The sequence below is a fragment of the Chryseobacterium takakiae genome, from assembly GCF_900129385.1.
GTDB lineage: Bacteria > Bacteroidota > Bacteroidia > Flavobacteriales > Weeksellaceae > Chryseobacterium > Chryseobacterium takakiae.
Genome location: NZ_FQVO01000017.1, coordinates 57670 through 80953 on the forward strand (window position 1 = coordinate 57670; position 23284 = coordinate 80953).

Here is a 23284-nt window from a genome sequence, read left to right on the forward strand (position 1 = left end):
ATTCTTGAAATAGATTTAAAATCTATCTTTGTGAAAACGATCAATCCACATGCATCAAAGAATTTTACTCAGTTTTTTTATTGTATTATCATTACTGTCTTTTTCACAAACCTATGAAGTTCAGTATACAAGTTCTTACAACGGAAAAGTAATCCCGGATCAGAATCCAGTTTTAGTCTGGGCTAATGAAAAGGAAAATTTCATTCTGAATACTAAAATCAGGGAACAAAAAGCAGAATTTCCATTTGAGATTACTAAAATTGAAAAGCCTTCCAATACAATAATTTCCTATGCCTTTTTAAAACCGGACGAAATTATTTCTACTTCCGATGCAGAATCGGTCGCAAAACAAACCTTTGAATTCACCAATGAAACAAAAAAGATTCTGGGCTATACCTGTAAAAAAGCAATCACCAAAATCAACTCCAACACCATTGAAATCTGGTATACCCATGATCTTAAAATTAACGGCGGACCTTCTGTGCTGGGACAAAATTTAGGTTTTGTACTGGAAATTGAAAGAAATAAAAATTCCCTTTTATCCGCCAGTTCAATTAAAAAAGTTAAGAAAACAGATATAGATAAAATTCTCAGCAGCCAGGCTGCTTCCACGGATCAGCTGGGCTACAAAGATATGCTCTGGAAAAGCAGATTCACCACATTAAAAGTTTTTGAAAACGAAACCATCAGCTTTTCCGGAGATTCAAAATCAGACAATGAGATAAAAAGGTTTGCCAACGGAACCATTATCCTTAAAAAAATCAAATTTCCAAAAATAATGGAAGGCGATAATATCTTCGTTGAGCTGAAGCAACAGTCTAATGGCGATGCCTACGACAGAACCGGAACGGTATTCTTTATTCCGCAGGATAAAAAAGACTCTTTTCTGGACGGACTGGAAAATGGTGTAAAAAAACTTCCTGCTTATGAAAATGGAAACGGGAAGCAGTATTTCGGCGTTACGGCAACAGAAAATTATAATCCGGCTGTAGAAATGATGCGTTTCTTTACCGCTTTCGGAATTAACAAATTCAATAATCTTCAGCTGAAAGATAAAACATGGCAGACAACCAGTCCATACCGGCAGGACATTACGGAACTGAAACCTGATTTAAGTGAAAAAGAATTGTGGATCGGAACTTTTATAGGAAACTATGATAAAGGCGGCCATAAAGTAAGCCTGGAAATCACCATTCATAAAAGCGACCAGAATATTCATAAAAACAATACGGTGATTCCTTTATTCAACACCCTTAATATTATGGAAATGGCAGGACAGGACTATTCTACCATGTTCAATCAGGATAAAGGTTTGCAGGTAGAATTTACATTGAAAAAGGATCTGAAAAACACACAGTTGAGATACATTACCACTGGTCACGGAGGCTGGGAAAACGGTGATGAATTTGTCCCGAAAACCAATATGATCTTATTAGACGAAAAAATGGTATTTTCTTTTATCCCCTGGAGATCAGACTGCGGTTCTTACCGCCTTTACAATCCGGCATCCGGAAATTTTGGAGACGGACTTTCTTCATCAGACCTGAGCCGTTCCAACTGGTGTCCCGGAACCGTTACAAACCCTAACTTTATTTCTCTCGGAGATCTTAAAGCCGGAAAACATACGATTCAGGTTAAAATTCCTCAGGGGCCAACCGAAGGAAACAGCTTCAGTTCCTGGAATGTTTCAGGCGTTCTGCTGGGGAATGAATAAAAAAAACCTTCTCGCAAATTGGATCTGCAAGAAGGTAAAAACACAAATGATGAAAAAAAATTATTTCGAGCCACAAAGTAATGGGAAAAATTTTTGGAATTAATTATCATACATTAATAAATATTCAATTTTAATTTTGTATATGTTTTATCAGATATTACCAACGAAAAAATTTAACTAAAATCATATAAAATTTTATATATAATTAAAATTTTACTAAATAATAAATCATTAAGTTAAAAATATACACTTAATGATTTTTTTTGTTGTTTATTATAAACCACACCAATACTTTTGTTTAAAATTAAATGATAAAACAATGTGTGGAATTGTATGTCTTTTTGACGCTAAACAAAAAACTGAAATATTAAGACCTCAGGTTCTTGAAATGTCTAAGAAAATCCGTCATCGCGGTCCGGACTGGAGCGGGGTCTTTCAGGATGAAAAAGCAATTTTCTCTCATGAGAGGCTCGCTATTGTAGATCCTACTTCCGGAAAGCAGCCACTTTTTACCAAAGACGGAAAAGTTGTTCTTGCCGTAAACGGGGAAATTTATAACCATAGAGAATTAAAAGAAGAGTTTCCGGATTATGAATTTCAGACACAGTCTGACTGTGAAGTGATTTTAGCACTGTACAAAAAGTACGGAAAAGATTTTATAGAAAAACTAAACGGTATCTTTGCTTTTTCCCTGTACGATACCGAAAACGATATTTACCTCATCGCCCGCGACCATATGGGAATCTGCCCGCTATACCAGGGATGGGACAAAAACGGAAACTATTATGTAGCTTCCGAACTGAAAGCACTCGAAGGCATCTGCAAAAAAATTGAAACCTTTTTACCGGGCCATTTGGTATACAGCAAAGACGGAAACGAACTCCAGCAATGGTACAAAAGAGACTGGGAAAATTATGATGCTGTTAAAGATAATGATACTGACATCGATGCATTAAGAAAAGGACTGGAAGATGCGGTACACCGACAACTCATGAGTGATGTTCCTTACGGAGTTCTTCTTTCCGGCGGTTTAGACTCTTCCGTAATTTCTGCGGTTACTGCAAAATACGCAAGACAGAGAGTAGAAAGCGGAGACACGCAGGAAGCCTGGTATCCAAGACTGCATAGCTTTGCAGTAGGACTTGTTGGCTCCCCTGATCTGGCGGCCGCCCAAAAAGCAGCAGAACACATCGGGTCTGTTCACCATGAAGTTAACTTTACCGTTCAGGAAGGTCTTGATGCGATCCGTGATGTAATTTATCACCTGGAAACCTATGATGTTACCACGGTAAGAGCATCTACACCGATGTATTTACTGGCAAGAGTCATCAAATCAATGGGAATCAAAATGGTTCTTTCGGGAGAAGGTTCTGATGAATTATTCGGTGGATATTTATATTTTCATAAAGCTCCTAATGCAAAAGAATTCCACGATGAAACTGTAAGGAAATTAGGAAAACTGCATCTTTACGACTGCCTCCGCGCCAACAAGGCGTTGATGAGCTGGGGTATTGAAGGGCGTGTTCCTTTTTTAGATAAAGAATTTATGGATATTGCCATGACCATTAATCCAAAAGACAAAATGGTAAATGCTGCCGAAGGAAAGATTGAAAAATGGGTATTGAGAAAAGCTTTTGAAGACATTCTTCCGGAATCCATTGCCTGGAGGCAAAAAGAGCAGTTTTCGGATGGGGTGGGCTATTCATGGATCGATACATTAAAGGCTGTTGCTGAAAAAGAAATAACGGATGAAATGATGGCACATGCACGATTCAGATTTCCCGTGAATACTCCTCAGAATAAAGAAGAATACCGTTACCGGTCAATTTTTGAAGAACATTTCCCAAGTGAAACAGCCGCCGCAACCGTACCTTCAGTCCCTTCCGTAGCCTGCTCCACTCCTATTGCCCTGGAATGGGATGAAGCTTTTAAAAACATGAACGATCCAAGCGGAAGAGCCGTAAAAGTGCATGAAACGTCATACGGCGAAGCTTAGAAGTGAATGGTCAATAGTGAATTTTGCTTCGCAAATGATTTTTTGGTAAATTAAATTTACTATTGACTCAACCAAATTGACCATTGACCGTGAAAGGTGAATAGTGGATTTGCTTTGCAGATGAATTTAATAATTAAGATTGACCATTACCCCGCAGGAATTGACCATTCACATCATACGAATGGTGATCTGATCAATCATGAATTATATTCATTTTCTTTGGCCCAAAATTGTAAAATTTATCAATCCTGTAGCAATACAGGATTTTCTTTTGAATTAACCTTAATAATAATGTCAGAATTTAACCGTTAATCAAAAATATTATCTAATAAATAATTATATTTGGAAAACGAAAATATCAATTATAAAAAAATGAGAAGAAACATTACTATCTTATTTGCTTTGTTAACCATGACTTTGGCTTTCGGACAGGGAAAATACGGCAAATATCTTAGCTCCAAAAAACTTGCAATGGTGTATAAAAGTGTGAAGGATGCTGATAAAGAAGACTTTTATCAACAATATTATTGGCTGGTAAAAGCAGAGCAGCTGAAAACGTATCCTCACCTGAAAGAAATAAAGCCAAAGGTTTTGTATGAATTTGTAAAGAAGGTAAACCCTCAGAATTTCACTAAAAAGCTTGACGACAGAGGAAAAGAGCTGAGAGAAACTGCAGAATTATCTTTGAATCAATATTTCAAAAATAAAAATCTTGAAAACAATTCCGTTTTGATGTACAACCTTGAAACGTATGTAGATCCTTCCAAAGGACAATATTATACCAAAGTTGATGCTGAAAAAATCAAGGAGCTGGTACCGAAAGAACTCTTTGCTTTCAATTCCAATAACAGAAATACGGGAGAAGACACAACGTATTATCTATGGATCGATAAAAAGAAAGACGATTTCAACATCGTAAGCATCATTCCGGATGAAAAAGAGAATAAAGCTTTCTATGCAAGATTAAAGCAGTATCTCCCGAGCTATAAATTCTCAAAATATGTTCCTTCCGTAAAAAAAGGAACAAAAACAGACAGAACAGATGCGGAATATTATTACATCATGCCGTTTGAGCAAAATACAGACAACATTGAGTACAAAACAAAAGATTTCAAAACCTTTGAGCTGAGCCAGTATAGAAAAGCCGGTGAAGAGTGGAAAGGGGTTGAAAAACCAAGAAAATAAAATCAAAAGTCCTGCGAAAATGCAGGACTTTTTTTATTGATTTTAAAGTTATAAAAGCTTTGTAATTCTGATTTCTTAATATAAATAAATCCAAAGGAATAAATATTGCTGTAAACACTACCATTTTAATTCTTTGAACCAAATAAAATTTGGAATAATTCCAATAATCAGCAACATGTCAGAAGCCGTTTCGCAACCTAATTCGATAAAGAAAATATTACCGCTGATCTTAGCAACTGCAATTTTTATGCAGATGCTGGACTCCACTATACTCAACACTTCACTTCCGGCTATTGCAAGGGACCTGAAGGAATCACCTCTCAATATGCAGAATGCCATTATCAGCTATGTTTTAACGTTGGCAGTATTCATGCCGGCCAGCGGATTTCTGGCAGACCGGTTCGGAACGAAAAAAGTTTTTATTACCTCCATCATATTATTCAGTCTGGGTTCACTTTTCTGTGCCCTTTCACAAAACCTTACCCACCTGGTTATTTCAAGAGTATTGCAGGGAATTGGCGGAAGTCTAATGACGCCCGTTGGAAAACTGGCGCTTATTAAAACATTCGACAAAAATGAATTGCTTAAAGCCATGAACTTTGCTATTATCCCCGCATTGATCGGTCCGGTTCTCGGCCCGCTTGTGGGAGGCTATATGGTAGATTACCTTTCCTGGCACTGGATTTTTCTCATTAACATCCCGATTGGTATTCTGGGAATCATCTTGGGATTAAAATTTATGCCCAATTACAAGTCTGCAGGTGTTGATTTCGATTTGAAAGGCTTCCTGATCTTTGCAGCAGCCTCTCTCCTCCTTTCTGTTTCTCTTGAGCTCTTCGGAGACCTTCAGAATACAACTCCTGTTCTTATCGTTTTCATCTTGGGATTCCTTTTTATGTATTACTATTACCGTCATGCAAAAAGAGACGAAAGTCCTATTTTTCCTTTAAATCTATTTCAGGTAAGAACGTTCCGTGTGGGAATCGTAGGGAACCTCGCGACAAGACTGGGAATCAGTTCCGTTCCATTGTTGTTACCGCTTATGATTCAGATCGCCTACAAGCAATCGGCCGTTACTTCCGGATGGATCATTGCACCGATGGCTCTTACGGCTATTTTCGGAAAATCATATGTCATTAAAATCTTAGATAAATTCGGATACCGGCAGACGCTCATGACCAATACCTTTATCATAGGAACCCTCATCTGCTTATTGGCCATTCCGGACATTAATACTTCTTTATACTGGTTTGTACCTATTATTGCCATACTGGGATTTTTCAACTCCATCCAGTTTACTTCAATGAATACCATTTCCATTGCTGATCTTCGTAATTTTCAGACCAGCAGCGGAAACTCACTTTTATCCGTCAATCAGCAGCTGGCCATCGGATTCGGAATTGCTTTCGGACTGATTGTTTTAAAGATTTTCGAAAATACTGATCTTATTCATGGTGAACCTCATAATGCGTTTCGCTATACATTTCTTACCATTGGTATTCTTACGATTATTTCAGGTTTTGTTTTCAGGAGGCTTCATATTTCGGATGGAAAAAATATGAAATCCAAGGAAGAATAATTTTGATATGAATTGTAGAGTATCTCGCTCAGATCACACAGATTTTGCAGATTAATAAAGCGTTGTGAATAAAACACCACCAATTTGCACATAATATTATATAAAATGAAAATCTTGATCTTCAAAACTTATTTTTCTCCTTTTTTATTTAAAGCTGATAAAGTAAATTCTCTTATGTGTCAAAAATGATTTGCAGTTAAAATTTTTCGATAAACCGACTAAACCTGATATTACCACAGATCAATGCACCTCGTTTTCACTTGTTTTACCTTTGCTTTAAACACCAGCAATTATGACAACCAAACAAGTAGAAAAAATTATATCTCCGAAACCCGCTCATTTTGTGGGTGACGGCTTCAGAGTACATAATTTTATCCCGGGAACACAAGGCATAGATATGAAAAGAATGGATCCCTTCATTATGCTGGATTATAATGCAAAATTTCATTTTAACGGTACAGATCAACCGCGAGGTGTCGGCGTGCATCCTCACCGGGGCTTTGAAACCGTTACCATAGCTTATCAGGGACAAGTACAGCACCACGACAGTGCAGGCGGAGGCGGAATCATAGGTGAAGGTGATGTACAGTGGATGACCGCAGCTAAAGGTGTTCTTCACAAAGAATATCATGAAAAAGAATGGGCCAAAACCGGCGGAATTTTCCAGATGGTGCAGCTTTGGGTCAATCTTCCGTCTGTATACAAAATGAGCTGCCCGAAATACCAGGCCATACGAAACAGTGATATGAAGAAAGTTGACCTTGGTGAAAATGGGTTTGTCGAAATCATTGCAGGAACCTATCAGGATCAGAAAGGTCCGGCTTCAACATTCAGTTCGGTTCATGTGATGAATGCGAAACTGAAAAAAGACGGAAAAGCTGATTTTAGTTTTCCGGCCGATTTTAATACGGCAGCATTGGTAATCGAAGGAAACATCAATATCAATGATGAAGGAAAAATTCCGGTGAATCATTTTATTTTGTTTAAAAATGAAGGTGAATCATTTACAATTGAAGCCAAAGAGGACAGCATCATCCTTATTATCAGCGGAATGGCTTTGAACGAACCGATTTATGCCCACGGTCCTTTTGTGATGAATTCAAGGGATGAAATTATGCAGGCTTTTGAAGATTATAATCTCGGAAGATTTGGATATCTGGAGGATTAATTTAACCTGAAACCAAAATCAATTTATTATTTTTCCTTATTTTTATGGAAATTGTTTACAGAATTCCGTCATTGTTTTATCATTTAAATAGACTGAACTCAGAATATAAGTTTCCCAATGGCCTTATTCTTATTTAACAACAAAACTATGAAACCAGCATTCCAACATATTCCATTACAAGATACCGGAGAACGATTTGAAATCGAATGGAATGGCAATTATGCATTCATCGATTATCGGCAGATGGGAAGCCAGATTGCTCTTAATCATACGGAAGCCGATCTCCTTATTGCCGGAACCGGTGCTGCAGAGGCCGTTGTGGAAAAAACTCTCCACTATATCGAAGACCATCATAAAAAGGCTCTTCCTTTTTGTCCTTATATACAGTCATTCATCAGAAAAAATCCCGAATGGAAACGTGTAGTGGACGAAAGATTCCACGGATACGATCAGATTTAATTTCGTGAATACTCAAAACATATTAAAATTTAAATACATTTAGCTTCTTAAAAATTAATTATCATGTCAAATATCGGACTTATTATAGAAGAAAAATCGGCTGATATAGGAAACTTCCTGGTGGGAAGACTTTTACCTTTCCGCGAAAAAAGAGCAGTTGGACCTTTCGTTTTCATCGATCACATGGGACCTTCCGAATTGAAAGATTATCAAAATTTGGATGTCCCACCGCATCCGCATATTGGTCTTTCCACGTTAACCTATCTTCTGGAAGGCTCCATCTTTCACAGAGACAGTGTAGGAAGTGCCATTGAAATTCAGCCCGGAGCCGTTAACTGGATGACTGCCGGAAAAGGCGTTGTGCATTCGGAAAGAACACCGGAATATCTGCGGCATTCTGACAAGAGACTTCACGGATTCCAGATCTGGGTTGGCTTACCAAAACATCTCGAACAATCCGAACCTAGTTTCCACCATACTGAAGCGGATGAAATCCCGGTTTGGGAGGAAAACGGGATACAATACAAACTGATCGCAGGAGAAGCTTTCGGAAGAAAATCTCCGGTTCCGGTACACAGCAAATTGTTTTTTATTGAAATTAAAACAAAAGAGGCTCAAAAGATCAGCATCGGGAAAGACCTTTATGGTGAAGCAGCTATGTATGTACTGGACGGAACAGTTTCTACAGACGGAAATTCTTACGGTTCAAAACAGCTCATGATCGCCAAAGATACCAAGCTTTGCGAGTTCGATATGAGTGAAAACGGAACAGTGTATCTTTTCGGAGGTGAACCTTTCGAAGAAGAACGTTTTATATTCTGGAATTTTGTAAATTCCGACAGAGAACGGATCGAGCAGGCAAAAGTAAACTGGAATGACCAGAATCACGAAGCTTTTCCATTAGTTCCGGGAGACGAAGACGATTATGTTCCGTTGCCGAAAGCCATTTTAAACAGAAAACCTTAGGAAGAAAAATAAACTATGAAAATATTAGCATTTGCAGGAAGCACTTCTTCCACATCCATTAACAGGGAATTGGTAAAATTTGTCTTAAAGGATTTTCAGGGTGATGAAATTAATCTGATTGATTTAAATGACTTCGACATGCCTGTATTTTCTGTAGACCGCGAAAAGAAAGGCTTTCCGGATGAAGCTCATCATTTTTTAAAAGTTATTGAAGAGTGTGATGCCATCATCTGTTCGCTGGCGGAGCACAACAGATCATACAGTGCCGCTTTTAAAAATGTCTTCGACTGGGCATCAAGAATAAACGTAAAAGTCTTTCAGAACAAGCCGATGCTTCTGATGTCTACCTCTCCCGGAGGATACGGCGGAGGAAATGTAATGAATACGGCAAAAACATTTTTTCCGCAGTTCGGGGCCGATGTTAAAGAAACTTTTTCACTGCCGAAATTTTATGAGAATTTCGATATGGAAACCGGTGTCATTGATCCTGGAATGCTGAAAGACCTGAAAGATAAAATATTCAATTTTAAAAATCAGATCGGAAACTGATTTCGAAAGGAAGATTAAAAGCTTTCAGTAACCATTATAATTGATTCCCGACGGAAGAATATAAAAAAACTTTAAACTAGAATTGAAATGGAAACACACGAATATGCAGCAGGAGAAATAACAGTTATCTGGCAGCCTAAAAAATGTATTCACGCAGGAGTTTGCGTAAAAACACTTCCTAAAGTATACAATCCTAAAGAAAGACCCTGGCTGAAACCTGAAAATGCGGCAGCAGAAGAACTTAAAAACCAAATTGACCTCTGCCCTTCCGGAGCATTAAGTTATAAATTCAATAAAACAATATAATGGCTATAACCGTAAAAGCAAGCTTAGGCAAAGAAAAATACTACACCGAAGTTGTCGCCGGTGAAAATACCCTCATCACCGATGAGCCTGTCGATAAAGGCGGCGGGAACAAAGGTTTCAATCCTTTTGAAATCCTTGCCACATCGCTCGCCAGCTGTACTGCAGCTACTCTCAGAATGTACATCGACAGAAAAGAATGGAATATTGATACCATCAGCGTAGAAGTTGAGCTTGAAAATTTTCCCTTAACCAAAAGAGCAATTTTTAAAAGAGATATTACTTTTGAAGGCACTATTCTTGATGAAGAACAGATCAAAAGACTAAGAGCTATTGCAGATGCATGCCCCATCCATAAAATACTGACTAACGATATTGAAATATTAACCAAATTCTCATAATATGATTGAAGTAAAACATAGCAACAACGAAAAAAACGGAAATTTTGAAGCCTTTATAGACGGTAAACGTGCTGGTTTAATGACCTATACCTGGGCAGGAGAAGAAAGATTCATCATTGATCACACTGAAGTTGAGGAAGCTTATAACGGAAAAGGGGTTGGCAAAGAAATGCTGCTGGCGGCGGTAGATTTTGCAAGAAAAAACGGGAAAACCATTATTCCGCTGTGTCCTTTTGCAAAAGCTACTTTCCAGAAACACGAGGAAATTCAGGATGTGCTGGTAAATCAGGCACAGGCGTAGAATGAGATTGAGGCCGAGGCTAAGATTAATTCAACCTTAATTCTAAAAAACTACCTTTCGGGACAATCCGGAAGGTTTTTTATTTTTTTTGAGCGGAATATAAAAAAACTATATTTGCTAAAATTTTTAATTTAAACAGAACATGTCTCCGATCATTTTATTGTCCATTATCATCATATACTTTGCATTGCTGCTCTGGGTAGCCTACAGAACCGGAAAAGGAAGTGATAATGAAAGTTTCTTCATAGGAAACCGCAAAAGTAATTGGATGCTTGTTGCCTTTGGAATGATCGGTACATCTCTATCAGGAGTTACCTTTGTGAGTGTTCCAGGAGCAGTAGGAAATGACAAGTTCTCTTATTTACAGATTACCTTAGGCTATCTCATTGGTTACATTGTTGTTGCATATGTCCTTCTGCCATTGTATTACAGGCTGAAACTCACCTCCATTTATGGTTATCTTCAGCAGAGAATGGGACAGCTTTCCTATAAATCCGGGGCGTGGATTTTTATTGTTTCAAGGCTGGTGGGTGCAACAGCGAGATTATACCTTGTTGTGAATATTCTGCAGGTTTCTATTCTTGACAGCCTGGGCGTTCCTTTTATCGTTACTACTCTTATTATCTTAGGAATGATTATTTTATACACGTATGAAGGGGGTGTAAAAACCATTGTGTGGACAGATACGCTGCAGACTTCCTGTATGCTTTTAGGGTTGATCATCTGCACGGTTTATATGCTGAACCATCTTGGATTGAGCATTGGCGACAGCTTTACGGCAATGAATGAAAAAGGCTACACAAAAATTTTCGATTTTGATCCGAACCAGAAAAGTTTCTTTATTAAACAAATTCTGGCCGGAGCTTTTATTACGATTACCATGACAGGAATTGATCAGGAAATGATGCAGAAAAGCCTTTCTGTAACCCGGCTGAAAGATTCTCAGAAAAATATGGTGACTTTAGGATTTATTTTACTGGGCGTTATTTCATTATTCCTTTATATGGGAGGGCTTCTTCATCTTTACGGGGCGCAGGAAAGCGTGAGCAGCGCGGGTGACCAGCTGTTTCCTGATATCGCTCTGAATCATATGCCTCCCTTCATATCAATCATCTTTATTATTGCTTTGATTTCAGCTTTATTTCCAAGTGCGGACGGTGCAATGACGGCACTTACCTCATCGCTTTGCATTGATATTTTCGGGATGAGGGAGAGGACACACTGGGACGACGGTAAAAAAGAGAAATTCAGAAAAAACATCCACCTTTTGGTTGCTTTGTCATTTTTAGTAATGGTTATTATCTTTAAAGTAATCAATGATAATTCAATGATAGGATTAATCCTTAAGCTTGCCGGATTTACGTACGGTCCCCTTTTAGGGTTATTTGCTTTCGGGATTTTCACCAAGTATAAAGTACAGGACAAACTGGTTCCTTTTGTTTGTATTGCTGCACCGGTGATTTCTTTCTTGATTGACAAGTATCAGGAAAAACTTTTCGGGGAATTTAAAATCGGGCTGGAACTGTTAATCATTAATGGCCTGCTTACTTTCATAGGACTTTGGCTGATCAGGAGAAAATAATTTAATTTTATTCATATTTATTAGCATTTACTTATCATTTTGAAATGAAAATCAAGGCAACGATAAAAATTTTAAATTATACCTTATCAGATCACCACATATAAAACTGGCTGACCTTTATTAAAAAATACTTATCATCAAAAATACGTTAAAAGATTAAAATCCGGACACAAATCCGGGTTTTTACATTTCCGTAAGCCACTAAAAAATTGTAGATTTGTGTGCATATAAATTCTAAGCAATGAGTAAAAGCATCGAAGAGTTGAAATCTCTTACTACGCAAATCAGAAGAGACATTTTAAGAATGGTTCACGCTGTGAATTCCGGTCATCCAGGTGGAAGCTTAGGTTGTACCGAATTTTTTACAGCCCTTTACGGAAAGGTAATGAACTATAAACTTCCTTTCACGATGGAAGGTAAAAACGAAGACCATTTCTATCTTTCGAACGGACACATTTCTCCGGTATTCTATTCTACTTTGGCAAGGTTCGGATTTTTTCCGGCGGATGAATTAAGAACTTTCAGAAAATTAGATTCCAGATTGCAGGGGCACCCTACTACTCACGAAGGCCTACCGGGGATCAGAGTGGCTTCAGGTTCTTTGGGACAGGGACTTTCCGTTGCTCTAGGTGCAGCTCAGGGTAAGAAATTAGACGGAGATCATTCTTTGGTATACACTTTACAGGGAGACGGAGAATTGCAGGAGGGACAAAACTGGGAAGCTTTTATGTATGCGGCTTCTAAAAAAGTTGACAATATCATTTCTACTATTGATTATAACGGACAGCAAATTGACGGAAGTACAGACAACGTGCTTTCATTAGGAAATCTTCATGCTAAACTTGAAGCTTTCGGTTGGACGGTTCTTGAAGAGAAAAACGGCAACGATCTTGAAGCGGTAATTGCCATTCTTGAAAAAGCAAAAACCGAAACAGGAAAAGGAAAACCTGTTGCTATTATCCTTCACACTATTATGGGCAACGGAGTAGATTACATGATGGGAACCCACGCATGGCACGGAAAAGCACCGAATGACGAGCAATTGGATACGGCTTTCAAACAACTCTATTTAGAAGCTCCGGCTGATTATTAATTATAAGTAATGAGTAATTGATAATAAGTAATCTTAATTAATAATTAGAAAAAATGAAATTTACATATACAGAAAAAAAAGATACACGTTCAGGATTCGGAGCCGGATTGGCTGAGCTTGCAGATAAAAACCCAAATGTTGTTGCACTTTGTGCAGACCTTATCGGATCTCTGAAAATGGAGAAATTCATTGAAAAAGCTCCTGAAAGATTCTTCCAGGTAGGTATCGCTGAAGCGAATATGATGGGACTTGCCGCAGGATTAAGCATTACGGGAAAAATTCCTTTTACGGGAACTTTCGCAAACTTTTCCACTTCCAGAGTGTATGACCAGATTCGTCAGTCTATCGCTTATTCCAATAAAAACGTTAAAATATGTGCTTCTCACGCGGGTCTTACTTTAGGGGAAGATGGTGCAACGCATCAGGTTTTGGAAGACATCGGAATGATGAAGATGCTTCCCGGAATGACGGTAATCAACCCTTGCGATTACAACCAGACCAAAGCCGCTACCATTGCTATTGCTGAACATGAAGGTCCTGTTTATTTAAGATTCGGAAGACCAACTGTTCCGGTTTTTATCCCTGAAGATATGCCTTTTGAGATCGGAAAAGGAATTTTGCTTCAGGAAGGAACTGATGTGACCATTGTTGCAACAGGCCACCTGGTTTGGGAATCTTTAGTTGCTGCAGATGAGCTTGAAAAAGAAGGCATCTCTTGTGAAGTAATCAACATCCACACGATCAAGCCTCTTGATGAAGAAATCATCTTAAAATCAGTTGAAAAAACAGGAAAAATCGTAACAGCTGAGGAACATAATTATCTTGGAGGAATGGGAGAATCTATTGCCGGGATGCTTGCCAGAAGAAGACCAACCAAACAGGAGTTCGTAGCGGTGAATGATACCTTCGGAGAGTCTGCGACACCCGCTGAGCTGATGAAAAAATATAAGATTGATTCAGCTGCGGTAAAAGAAGCGGTAAAAAGAATTTTAGCTTAAATATAAAGATCATATTGAAAAAGTCCTCATTGCTGAGGACTTTTTTATTGAATATCCGTTCGGATTTCATTTAAGTTTTGGCTAAGCCATTTGATCATATAAATGAAAAAGCGGGCTTCCTTCGATAAGCTCAGGATACTAATATTATTAATCTCTTTATCTTTTATAAGAATTACCTGAAAAACTTCCATTTCGGAATAATGGCCAGCATTCCGAAACCCGTGAAGAGAAAAAGATTGGTGACATCCGTATACAGGAACGTAGACAGGTAATAATTATGCATAAAGAAGTGTAAAACAAGCAGTACGGGGAAGGCAAAAATCCCTATTTTTCTGTAAAAGAACATCAGCACCAGGCTGATCGCCATTAGAGCGTCAACGGCAAAAATTACAAAGAAATACCATCTTGGGATATTAAGGTATTCATGCTGCAAATATTCGTCAAGATCAATCCCGAACCCCATGAGGGTAAATAACATCAGGGCTGCAAATGCGAGGATAAAGCCCCATCCTTTTTTAGGATCTTCGTCAAAGTAGCTGTATTCTTCCATAGGTACAAAAATAAAGAACTTATGAGAGATTTCATAAGTTCTTTTATATAATTTGTTTTGAAAAACAATTATACGGAAATCGCGTTGATCAGTCTGTTTTTGTCACTTAAATATTCTTCCATGGAAATCATACTCTCCGTTCTCATTACATCCTGAATATCATCGATCTGATAGATAATTCTTTTTGCATCGTCCGTATTTTTAGCTCTTACTTTACAGAAAATATTATATTTTCCGGAAATAACGCTTGCTTCGATTACATTAGGAATAGTTGACAACTCTTTCAAAACCTCCTGTGTTCTGTTTGATTTCGTAAGAAGAATTCCTATGAAAGCTGTAAAATGATAGTCTAATTTTCCATAATCGATGTTAAGAGATGATCCCAAAATAATACCTGCATCCTCCATCTTTTTCACTCTTACGTGAATTGTACCAGCGGAAACATCCATCTGTTTTGCAATTTCTGTAAAAGGCATTCTTGTGTTTTCTACTAAGAAATCAAGAATTTTCTTGTCTATTTCGTCCAGTTGATAGTTCATATTAGTTAAATTACAATTTTCTTAAAAAAACAATGTATTTTTTACAAATTTATAAAAAATAATTTAACTAAAAAAATTATATCAAATATTAACAATAATTAACACATATGAGAAAAATCATTATAAATTTAGAATTATTTCGTAGTTGATTTTACAGAATCTGTTTTTATTACTGTTTTATCATCAGGTGCATTTTTTACTTTTTTCTTCTTTTTGAATAAAGAATTAAAGCTCTTACTCCACACGATACCTCCCCCATAAGCCTGATTGGCAGTACCGTTTGAGCCTGCACCATTAATGACACCGATATTGGAAGGTTTGGAATATCCTCTTAACACCAGGCTTCCGTCATTCTTTTTTGAAATGTCATATTCAATGGTTCCTTCTCCCGAAAGATAATTGGCTTCTGTATTTTCAGTTTTGGTAAGAGGAATTCCCAAACCGGTTTTCACTTTTATCCTTGGAGAAAGGGCAAAACTCACCCCCGCATTGGCACGGTCTCCTGTGTTGGAATACTGGTCTCCTTTCACATAATTAAGGTCAATCTGGAATTCATTACTCATTGTATTCAGCACAGAACCTAACTGTTTTAAAAGAATATTATATCCCGAAGATTCAGCAACACCTGCCACATCAACATCTACACCGCCGGTTCTGGAAACATTAAAACTGTTTAAAAGCAATACTGATCCGAACTGCAATACCTTCTCTCCTTCCTGGCTCATTTTTGCGGCTAATGTTTCTTTAACCTGGCTTGAAACATCCAGAGCGGTAACATCAAGCTCAACCTGAGGATCAACAAGAGACTGTGTAATATTGGCCTGCAGCAAAATACTGATAGGCTGAAGACTTCCCATGTTGAGATAATCCCCGGCATTTGAAACCATTCTTACATAATTGGCTGTAATATCCAGCGCGGGTTTCATGGCATCACCGTCCCAGCGGATACTGCTTCCTTTTTCAATCTGGAAGGTCTTATTAAGGATGGCTTTCGAAACAAAAGTTCCGTTCTCCACTTTATACATTCCGTTCATGGCAATATTTCCCTGTCTGCTCATCTGGAAGCGTAGTTTCTCTGCAGCACCTTTTACCGTGATATTTCCTACCTCATCACCAATCAGAACATTTACCGTAGTTCCTTTATCAACATCGAGCGCAAAATCGATATTCATATTGGCTCCGGATTTTTTCTTATCTTCTAATGTTACCAGGCCATCTTTCCCTTCTTTAAGGAACCTCAGCATTTTAAACTCTTCAACATTGGAAGTAGATCCTGAATTGAAAGTAAAAGTACTTCCGCTCAGTGCTTTCATGTTCGGCGTCGAAAGGCTGAGACCCGAAACCGGCCCATCCACATAGAGATCTCCCTGTCCGTAAACCCTTCCCCAGAAAAGATCATAATCCTTTTGAGTGGTATTGAGAACCAATAGATTGTCTGCTCTCATTACCAGGTTGACTCCCATTGAAGAAAGCGTTTCAAACTGAATTGCCCCCGAAATATTTCCGCTGGAATTTGTTCTTCCGTCGCGAACCCCAATATTATTCAGGATGGCCAGACCTTTACTAAGCGGAATTACCGTATCGTCAAAAGAATAATCAACTCCGGTAAATAAAAGTTTAAGCCCGAAGCCTTTTAAAGCAATATCACCGCTGTAATCCAGGTTACTGAATTTACCGCTGATTTTAAGATCTCCGGTAGCTTTTCCCCGTAAATTTCCAAAAACAGTGGTTACAAACTGCTGCGCAAAAGCAATATCAAAATCCCGCATTTCTGCTGTAAGGTCTATTGTAGGCGAAGAGGTATTGTTATTGACGGTTCCGGTTACATGAAGACTGTTATTCCCTATCACTCCCGCAGAGTTCACCCTGATATCCACATCATAAACATTCAGGGAAAATCCGTTGGTAGCAGAAATTGTAATGTCTCCCATATCATTTCCGTTCATCATGATATCATCAATCGTCATATCCACTAAAGGCTGAAGCGTGCTTTTATCCATACGAATCTGCACACTACCGTTGGCGAGGCCTTTAATATTCATTGCATTTCCTCCCGGCTGCATTTCCAGAAGCTTTTCTATGGAGAAATCGTTGACCTCCGCATCCAGATAAAAATCTTTTGCTGATTTGAATTGCGCTTCCTTAACAAGTAATGAACTATTATCAGAATAAATTCTCAGATTCCTGATGTCAAAATCTTTCTCCTTTTTACGGTAGGTAATGGAATGATTAAGTTCAGGACTTGTATCAATAGCCCATGTTACTTCATTAAATTTAACTTCAGTAGGCTCAAATCTGAATATAAAATCTCCTCCCGCATTGGTAGACTGATTGACATTAATGGCGTATTCCTTCATTGTATCATCAAGCTCATCTTCAGGACTTCCGTGTTTGAATTTTGCCGCTAAATGGAGAAGGGTATTGTTTTCGTTTCTTCCGCTTAAGGTAACATCTTTGAGGATATTTTTATTGTACTGCAGTCTGTTGATTCTGGCAAAAATCTGTTCATCAAGATTGGCCGTATTGATTCTCACCATCACACTGTCTACCATTGCGCTGTCCCTGGTCACATTATCTCTTTCATTAATGGTATAGGCAGGATTGGCAGCTGCAATAGCCCGGTCTGCATCAGTAATTTCACGGGTTTTGGTCATGATATATTTTAAAGAAGCCGCATCAAGATTCAAAATCAGATTATTGGAATTTCCGTCGTACTGCCCTTCCACTTTTGCACCTTGCGGTAATTTAAGATCCGGAAGGAAGTAGCTTACCAAACCCTGCTGCACATCAAAATCCATGGCAAAGCTCTGGCCTCTGTACATCTTTCTTGGAGCTGGACCTACGAGAATTTTGTTTAAGCCGTTTTCTACCATTCCTGCAAGATCTCCAAGATTGTATCTACCTGATACTTTTCCGTTTACAGCTCCCGGCGCATCCACATCAATTACCCGGCCTCCGTTTTCCATGAATGTTTTCAGTTTGGCTGTCGGAATATAATATTTCTGTGTGGCTGTCGCAAAACCAATTCTGTTGGCTTCTACATCTAACGTAAGGTCGTTAATGGAAGACATTGACATTTTACCATTCACCTGTCCGCTTACGATCTGGGTTCCGGGAGTATTGGTAAAATAATTCATGTTCAGGTAATTCACATCAGCATTTACATTCATTGAAATTCTTGACGTGCTGAAATCAATTAATCCTTTGATATTGGCTTTTGCCTGTTCATCATTCACGGTGATGAGTCCGTTGTATTTTTTATGATCAAGAAGACCTTCCAGATAGACGTTGTTGATTTCTTTATTCATGATTTCAACGCTGGTAATCCTTGACTTTGTTGTCAGTTTCATGGTGTTAACATCGAAACTCTGCCCATTAATATCAAATCTTCCGGAAATTAAACCTACTGATTTATTTTTTGTGATCACAGAAGTGTTTAAGTCTTTCACTTCAGCAATTCCGACGTATTTTGGCATTGATGAGCTGTACTCTGTTAATGAAAACTGAGTAATTTTAGCCTGCCCGATTCCGGTAATGAGGTTCCCGTTGGCAACATATACCTTATTCGGATTAACACTTGCCGTTCCATTGTATTTTAGTTTGCCGAAATCATCCGCGAAGTTTTTCATTTTTACAGCAATGAATGAGGGCATCATGGCTTTAAGATCTTTATAGGTAAAATCTGCTGAAAGATCCGGGGTTTCGATTAAAAAGTTGCCTTTTAACAATCTGTCAACTTTCATAGTTTTAGTTGCGATATTCACATCCGGATTTCTGATCAGGAAATGATCCAATCTGAAATTATTCAGCGGACCGGCCATTTTTCCGGAAATATTAAACGGCTTGAAATTATCCCAGTTGGTCACGAAATAGCTGATATCGTAACCACTCAGCTGACTTCCCTGGATGAGGTTCATTTCCCATTTTACTTTGTCGGCAAAATCTGCCCAGGAACCGTCATCATGAAGATTAAATTTTATATCACCCTGTAAAAGCGAATGATCTGTATTTAACGTCAGATCTTTTAACGAAAGATAATCCGGTGTCATGGAAAGCTCTGTAGAGAATGTATCCACAAAATGAGATTTGCCCCATCGTTTGGTCGTAAAGGACATATTGTTGATCAGTGCCGAAATATTTCTACCGTTAACTTTTACATTCGGTGCTTTGAGATTAAAGTGGGTTGCCGTTAACCATTTTCCTTTTTCTCCCGGAGAATTTAAATTCACAATGGAAACTTTAGAATCAAGGATCTGCAGTCTTGAATCCAGCTGAAAAGGAGGTTTGTTGGGATCTCTTTTTTTACCGCTGTCGAACAACTGCGTGAAACGGATAAAATTTGAAATGCTGTCGCCTTTATAAGTAATAACTTTTACATCGGCATTTTTTAGCGTAAGGGAATTAAAACTTAGCGAATTGTTTTTGGTAATGTTGCTAAATAAAGAAAGCCAGTTTGAATTGGCAATAAATTCTTTGGACTGGATAAAATCGTAGCCTTTGTAATCTTTGATTTTTAAGCCTTTAACCTTAACGTTTCCGAAAAAATTAACCTCAACGCTTTCTGTTGACATCTGGGCTTTGAAGTCCCTGTTTACGACCTGCAGCGCCTGATCGGCAGCCCATTGTTTGGTAACGGGTAGGTTTATTGCAATAAAAATGGCAGCAACAAGGCCGAGGCCCAGCCAGAAAAGAATCAAAAGCAAACGCGCCCACCATGAATAACTGGTAACATCTTTCACCGCCTGTTTTCCGAACTCTTCAGCCGTTTCCACCGGATGCTTAATGGCGTCGGAAGCCAGTTCAGAAGCTTCTTTTACGGTCCCCTTCACTTTTTCTCCGGCGTTTTCCACGGCCTTTTGTACCTGATTACCTAAGTTTTCAGCTACTGATTTTTTGTTCTCATTCTCGTTATTATTCTCTAACTTTGCCATTATTATGAGCGACTCTATAATTTTAGGTATTGAATCGTCCTGCGACGATACATCAGCAGCTATCATCAAGGGAAATTCTATTCTGTCGAACATTGCTGCAAACCAGGCCATCCATAAAGAATATGGTGGTGTTGTTCCTGAGCTTGCATCACGTGCTCACCAGCAGAATATCATTCCGGTTGTTGAAAAATCTCTAACTAAAGCAAATATACAACAAAATGCAATTTCCGCGATAGGATTTACCAGAGGCCCCGGCCTTTTGGGATCTCTTCTTGTGGGAACTTCCTTTGCTAAGTCTTTGGCAATGAGCTTAGACGTTCCGCTGATCGAAGTAAATCACCTTCAGGCACATATTTTAGCGCATTTCATTGAGGATGCAAATCCTATGCCGCCCAAATTTCCTTTTTTATGCCTTACCGTAAGCGGCGGACACACGATGATCGTTTTGGTGAAAGACTATTTTGATATGGAAATTATCGGGAAAACAACTGATGACGCAGCAGGTGAAGCTTTCGATAAAATCGGAAAAACTTTCGACCTTGACTATCCTGCCGGGCCTATTATCGACAAGCTTGCCAGAGAGGGTAATCCGGACAGCTTTAAATTTAATAAACCCAAACTGGAGCAATATGATTATTCTTTCAGCGGAATCAAAACTTCGGTATTGTATTTTATTCAGAAAGAAGTAAAAAAAGATCCGGATTTTATTAAAAATAATATTAATGATCTTTGTGCTTCGGTGCAGAAATCCATCATCGAAATCCTGATGAACAAGCTTGAAAAGGCTGCGAAAGATTTACATATTAATGAGGTTGCCATTGCAGGCGGAGTTTCTGCAAATTCAGCTTTGAGAAAAGCGATGCAGGACAACCATGAAAAACTGGGCTGGAATATTTATATCCCGAAATTTGAGTACACCACCGACAATGCCGCGATGATTGCGATGGTAGCTCAGCTGAAGTTTGAACGAGGAGAGTTTACGGATTTGAGAACCAGTGCAACGGCGAAATACGATTTATGAAAATTCTTTTAGAAGAAAAAATATTAGGGACACAATCTAAGAAAAATTCAAAATATTATTGGATCTTAGAAACGGTTACGGGAAAAAATGATGCTACGGAGCTTTACGTAGATTATTTTCCGTCCAGCTCCGAAACGGGATATATCCAGGACGTAAAAGATGAAATTATACAAAAAATAAATGCTGAAAATATTTTCAGCTTTCCCTACGAACCCAAAGAAGGAGATTATTTATCCATTAAAAACAATTTAAGAAAACAGGAATATTTAAATCTGATTTATCTTAATAACCATTGGATCGAAGAAATATACATTTGTTCTTACCGAAATTGTGATACGGATATTTACACGACCATAAAAACAGGAGTTGCTTTTTTAACGCAAGATGTATGAAACTATTCTACGGAAAAATTGAAGGAAACCGAGTAACGATCAATGACGAAGAACAGCAGCACATTGTAAAGGTGCTTCGGATGAAGGAAGATGAAGAAATTTATATAACCGACGGAAAAGGAAATCTTGCTTTCGGAAAACTGATGATTGAAGGTAAAAAAGCAATGATCTCGGTTGATGAAATTAAAACCGGACTGCCGGATTTTCATCCTCAACTGCACATCGCCATTGCTCCTACGAAAAATATCGACCGTATTGAGTTTTTTACAGAAAAAGCCGTAGAAATGGGAATTTCTGAAATTACTATTTTACAAACTGAAAAAACGGAACGTAAAAACCTGAATATCGACAAACTGAGAAAACAGGCAATTGCCGCATCCAAGCAAAGCCTGAGGTTTCATTTTCCGGTTATTAATGACAGCATTAAACTCCAGGATTTTTTAAAGACGATCAGTTCCGAGCATACATTTGTGGCTCACTGCCACGAAAATCTTCACCGGATTGCCTTAAACGAGATCCCTAAACTTGACCAGATGACTTTCCTCATCGGCCCTGAAGGTGATTTTTCTGAAAAGGAGATCAAATTATTAGCTGATCATGATGTGAAAGCTGTTTCTTTAGGCAATCAGCGGCTAAGAACTGAAACAGCGGGAATTTTTGTAGCGGCTTGGAATTATGGCAATTTACAGAATTTTCGGTGAGGTTTATCTGATAGAAAATGTTGCTTTATAATAATTCACCGCAAAAGCGGTTGTTTTTGTTATCTGCTTACGGACGACAAATGCGCCAGAGCGGTAGTTTTCTGCTGGTACGTTGAGATTCATCAATAAGTATTTTCACTCAATGCCTGAGCATTGTGATCAATCAGCGTCCCAAAAGGATAGTATGTATTGTTCGAAACAATCTCTCCAGGAATGAAAGAATCGGTGCAGGCCATGCCTCCGTCTCCCGTAGGATAACAATTCGAGACCCTTGTATCCCTTCCTCTTATCGTTCCGTCATGGTCTGAATCTGCATAGCCGATTCGTACATTCCCCAGATGATCTACATAATTGTAAACATACAACCGCAACAATGTGTCATAATACCCTTCCGAGGTCGGGATGATCCTCAGCTTGATTCCATCATTGGTGGTGGCTCCCGTTTCATCTTCCCAGGCATAGGTAAATTTATACTGGAAACCATCCAGATAATCTGTCTGCAACCCTCCAAAGAGCTCTTCACTTTCACTCCGTCTGCCCGATACAAATAATCCGTTATCTGAGCATTCTGAGTGATCTTCTTTGGTAAATTTAAGTAATTATGCCATAGATGATATTCTATTCTTATGGTAAAATGCTTACTAAAAAAAAATAAATATTTCTTTAATAAAAACGTTGTTGCTTTATAAAACACAAAGAAGCCGTCTCATTTCACGATTCGGCTTCATTTTTTGATATTATTGTTATTCAAATTATTTTGGAATTTTCTTTGCGATCATTGAAAATGGCTTATTAGGCGACTCTCTTTCTTAAATTGTGGGCTAAAGCATGCAATCCGAACTCAATTTCTACTTTT

At 38.3% G+C, this 23284-nt stretch carries 21 protein-coding genes; 17 read left to right on the forward strand and 4 right to left on the reverse strand.

The window, feature by feature from the left end; translation table 11 throughout:
• Positions 1 to 49 precede the first annotated feature (49 nt).
• The 14 genes from BUA76_RS17220 (at position 50) to BUA76_RS17285 (ending at position 14294) form a co-directional block, all read left to right on the forward strand.
• Entirely contained in the window at positions 50 to 1714 is a 1665-nt protein-coding gene (locus tag BUA76_RS17220) for a GLPGLI family protein (RefSeq protein WP_072886019.1), read from the forward strand.
• A gap of 319 nt (positions 1715 to 2033) precedes the next feature.
• Positions 2034 to 3710 (forward strand): asparagine synthase B, encoded by a 1677-nt coding sequence (asnB, locus tag BUA76_RS17225; protein WP_072886020.1) that lies wholly within the window; start codon positions 2034 to 2036, stop codon positions 3708 to 3710.
• A gap of 372 nt (positions 3711 to 4082) precedes the next feature.
• Entirely contained in the window at positions 4083 to 4895 is an 813-nt protein-coding gene (locus BUA76_RS17230; RefSeq protein WP_072886021.1) for a hypothetical protein, read from the forward strand.
• 175 nt (positions 4896 to 5070) lie between these two features.
• Complete coding sequence (locus tag BUA76_RS17235; protein ID WP_072886022.1) at positions 5071 to 6474, forward strand: MFS transporter; 1404 nt, start codon at positions 5071 to 5073, stop codon at positions 6472 to 6474.
• Positions 6475 to 6766: 292 nt separating this feature from the next.
• Positions 6767 to 7642 (forward strand): pirin family protein, encoded by an 876-nt coding sequence (locus BUA76_RS17240; RefSeq protein WP_072886023.1) that lies wholly within the window; start codon positions 6767 to 6769, stop codon positions 7640 to 7642.
• Between the two features lie 147 nt (positions 7643 to 7789).
• Positions 7790 to 8101, forward strand: coding sequence for a GNAT family N-acetyltransferase (locus BUA76_RS17245; protein ID WP_072886041.1), 312 nt, complete (start codon positions 7790 to 7792; stop codon positions 8099 to 8101).
• Positions 8102 to 8164: 63 nt separating this feature from the next.
• Positions 8165 to 9067 carry a pirin family protein gene (locus tag BUA76_RS17250; RefSeq protein WP_072886024.1) on the forward strand — a complete coding sequence of 301 codons (903 nt, stop codon included), beginning with the start codon at positions 8165 to 8167 and terminating at the stop codon, positions 9065 to 9067.
• A 15-nt stretch (positions 9068 to 9082) separates the two neighbouring features.
• The gene (locus tag BUA76_RS17255) at positions 9083 to 9616 is read left to right on the forward strand and encodes an NADPH-dependent FMN reductase (RefSeq protein ID WP_072886025.1); all 534 of its coding nucleotides are present in this window, start codon (positions 9083 to 9085) and stop codon (positions 9614 to 9616) included.
• An 87-nt stretch (positions 9617 to 9703) separates the two neighbouring features.
• On the forward strand, positions 9704 to 9922 hold the full coding sequence (locus BUA76_RS17260; protein ID WP_072886026.1) for a (4Fe-4S)-binding protein: 219 nt from the start codon (positions 9704 to 9706) through the stop codon (positions 9920 to 9922).
• On the forward strand, positions 9922 to 10320 hold the full coding sequence (locus BUA76_RS17265) for an OsmC family protein (RefSeq protein ID WP_072886027.1): 399 nt from the start codon (positions 9922 to 9924) through the stop codon (positions 10318 to 10320). The genes BUA76_RS17260 and BUA76_RS17265 overlap by 1 nt, the downstream gene beginning before the upstream one ends.
• 1 nt (position 10321) lies before the next feature.
• Entirely contained in the window at positions 10322 to 10621 is a 300-nt protein-coding gene (locus tag BUA76_RS17270; RefSeq protein ID WP_178337360.1) for a GNAT family N-acetyltransferase, read from the forward strand.
• Between the two features lie 142 nt (positions 10622 to 10763).
• Positions 10764 to 12203 carry a sodium:solute symporter gene (locus tag BUA76_RS17275; RefSeq protein ID WP_072886028.1) on the forward strand — a complete coding sequence of 480 codons (1440 nt, stop codon included), beginning with the start codon at positions 10764 to 10766 and terminating at the stop codon, positions 12201 to 12203.
• A 241-nt stretch (positions 12204 to 12444) separates the two neighbouring features.
• On the forward strand, positions 12445 to 13296 hold the full coding sequence (locus tag BUA76_RS17280) for a transketolase (protein ID WP_072886029.1): 852 nt from the start codon (positions 12445 to 12447) through the stop codon (positions 13294 to 13296).
• A 53-nt stretch (positions 13297 to 13349) separates the two neighbouring features.
• On the forward strand, positions 13350 to 14294 hold the full coding sequence (locus BUA76_RS17285; protein WP_072886030.1) for a transketolase family protein: 945 nt from the start codon (positions 13350 to 13352) through the stop codon (positions 14292 to 14294).
• 172 nt (positions 14295 to 14466) lie between these two features.
• Here BUA76_RS17285 and BUA76_RS17290 read toward each other — a convergent pair whose 3' ends face one another.
• From BUA76_RS17290 to BUA76_RS17300, 3 genes are all read right to left on the reverse strand, one after another.
• The gene (locus BUA76_RS17290; protein ID WP_072886031.1) at positions 14467 to 14844 is read right to left on the reverse strand and encodes a hypothetical protein; all 378 of its coding nucleotides are present in this window, start codon (positions 14842 to 14844) and stop codon (positions 14467 to 14469) included.
• A gap of 68 nt (positions 14845 to 14912) precedes the next feature.
• Positions 14913 to 15383 carry an Lrp/AsnC family transcriptional regulator gene (locus BUA76_RS17295; RefSeq protein ID WP_029298841.1) on the reverse strand — a complete coding sequence of 157 codons (471 nt, stop codon included), beginning with the start codon at positions 15381 to 15383 and terminating at the stop codon, positions 14913 to 14915.
• 134 nt (positions 15384 to 15517) lie between these two features.
• The gene (locus BUA76_RS17300; RefSeq protein WP_072886032.1) at positions 15518 to 20314 is read right to left on the reverse strand and encodes a translocation/assembly module TamB domain-containing protein; all 4797 of its coding nucleotides are present in this window, start codon (positions 20312 to 20314) and stop codon (positions 15518 to 15520) included.
• 4 nt (positions 20315 to 20318) lie between these two features.
• On the opposite strand from BUA76_RS17300, the gene tsaD reads away from it, so the two are divergent.
• The 3 genes from tsaD to BUA76_RS17315 are packed head-to-tail and all read left to right on the forward strand — an operon-like array spanning position 20319 to position 22428.
• Positions 20319 to 21335, forward strand: coding sequence for a tRNA (adenosine(37)-N6)-threonylcarbamoyltransferase complex transferase subunit TsaD (gene tsaD, locus BUA76_RS17305; protein WP_072886033.1), 1017 nt, complete (start codon positions 20319 to 20321; stop codon positions 21333 to 21335).
• Positions 21332 to 21727, forward strand: a complete 396-nt coding sequence (locus BUA76_RS17310) for a hypothetical protein (RefSeq protein ID WP_072886034.1) — start codon at positions 21332 to 21334, stop codon at positions 21725 to 21727. The genes tsaD and BUA76_RS17310 overlap by 4 nt, the downstream gene beginning before the upstream one ends.
• Positions 21724 to 22428 carry an RsmE family RNA methyltransferase gene (locus BUA76_RS17315; protein ID WP_072886035.1) on the forward strand — a complete coding sequence of 235 codons (705 nt, stop codon included), beginning with the start codon at positions 21724 to 21726 and terminating at the stop codon, positions 22426 to 22428. Before BUA76_RS17310 ends, BUA76_RS17315 begins: the two co-directional genes overlap by 4 nt.
• A gap of 122 nt (positions 22429 to 22550) precedes the next feature.
• Here BUA76_RS17315 and BUA76_RS17320 read toward each other — a convergent pair whose 3' ends face one another.
• On the reverse strand, positions 22551 to 22931 hold the full coding sequence (locus BUA76_RS17320; protein WP_072886036.1) for a hypothetical protein: 381 nt from the start codon (positions 22929 to 22931) through the stop codon (positions 22551 to 22553).
• Positions 22932 to 23284 lie beyond the last annotated feature (353 nt).

Coding starts and splice junctions, on each gene's coding strand:
- BUA76_RS17235 (WP_072886022.1), top strand. CDS start 5,071: ATGTCAGAAGCCGTTTCGCAACCTAATTCGATAAAGAAAATATTACCG.
- asnB (WP_072886020.1), top strand. CDS start 2,034: ATGTGTGGAATTGTATGTCTTTTTGACGCTAAACAAAAAACTGAAATA.
- BUA76_RS17310 (WP_072886034.1), top strand. CDS start 21,332: ATGAAAATTCTTTTAGAAGAAAAAATATTAGGGACACAATCTAAGAAA.
- BUA76_RS17255 (WP_072886025.1), top strand. CDS start 9,083: ATGAAAATATTAGCATTTGCAGGAAGCACTTCTTCCACATCCATTAAC.
- BUA76_RS17265 (WP_072886027.1), top strand. CDS start 9,922: ATGGCTATAACCGTAAAAGCAAGCTTAGGCAAAGAAAAATACTACACC.
- BUA76_RS17260 (WP_072886026.1), top strand. CDS start 9,704: ATGGAAACACACGAATATGCAGCAGGAGAAATAACAGTTATCTGGCAG.
- BUA76_RS17300 (WP_072886032.1), bottom strand. CDS start 20,314: ATGGCAAAGTTAGAGAATAATAACGAGAATGAGAACAAAAAATCAGTA.
- BUA76_RS17270 (WP_178337360.1), top strand. CDS start 10,322: ATGATTGAAGTAAAACATAGCAACAACGAAAAAAACGGAAATTTTGAA.
- BUA76_RS17280 (WP_072886029.1), top strand. CDS start 12,445: ATGAGTAAAAGCATCGAAGAGTTGAAATCTCTTACTACGCAAATCAGA.
- tsaD (WP_072886033.1), top strand. CDS start 20,319: ATGAGCGACTCTATAATTTTAGGTATTGAATCGTCCTGCGACGATACA.
- BUA76_RS17290 (WP_072886031.1), bottom strand. CDS start 14,844: ATGGAAGAATACAGCTACTTTGACGAAGATCCTAAAAAAGGATGGGGC.
- BUA76_RS17230 (WP_072886021.1), top strand. CDS start 4,083: ATGAGAAGAAACATTACTATCTTATTTGCTTTGTTAACCATGACTTTG.
- BUA76_RS17245 (WP_072886041.1), top strand. CDS start 7,790: ATGAAACCAGCATTCCAACATATTCCATTACAAGATACCGGAGAACGA.
- BUA76_RS17220 (WP_072886019.1), top strand. CDS start 50: ATGCATCAAAGAATTTTACTCAGTTTTTTTATTGTATTATCATTACTG.
- BUA76_RS17275 (WP_072886028.1), top strand. CDS start 10,764: ATGTCTCCGATCATTTTATTGTCCATTATCATCATATACTTTGCATTG.
- BUA76_RS17285 (WP_072886030.1), top strand. CDS start 13,350: ATGAAATTTACATATACAGAAAAAAAAGATACACGTTCAGGATTCGGA.
- BUA76_RS17295 (WP_029298841.1), bottom strand. CDS start 15,383: ATGAACTATCAACTGGACGAAATAGACAAGAAAATTCTTGATTTCTTA.
- BUA76_RS17315 (WP_072886035.1), top strand. CDS start 21,724: ATGAAACTATTCTACGGAAAAATTGAAGGAAACCGAGTAACGATCAAT.
- BUA76_RS17240 (WP_072886023.1), top strand. CDS start 6,767: ATGACAACCAAACAAGTAGAAAAAATTATATCTCCGAAACCCGCTCAT.
- BUA76_RS17250 (WP_072886024.1), top strand. CDS start 8,165: ATGTCAAATATCGGACTTATTATAGAAGAAAAATCGGCTGATATAGGA.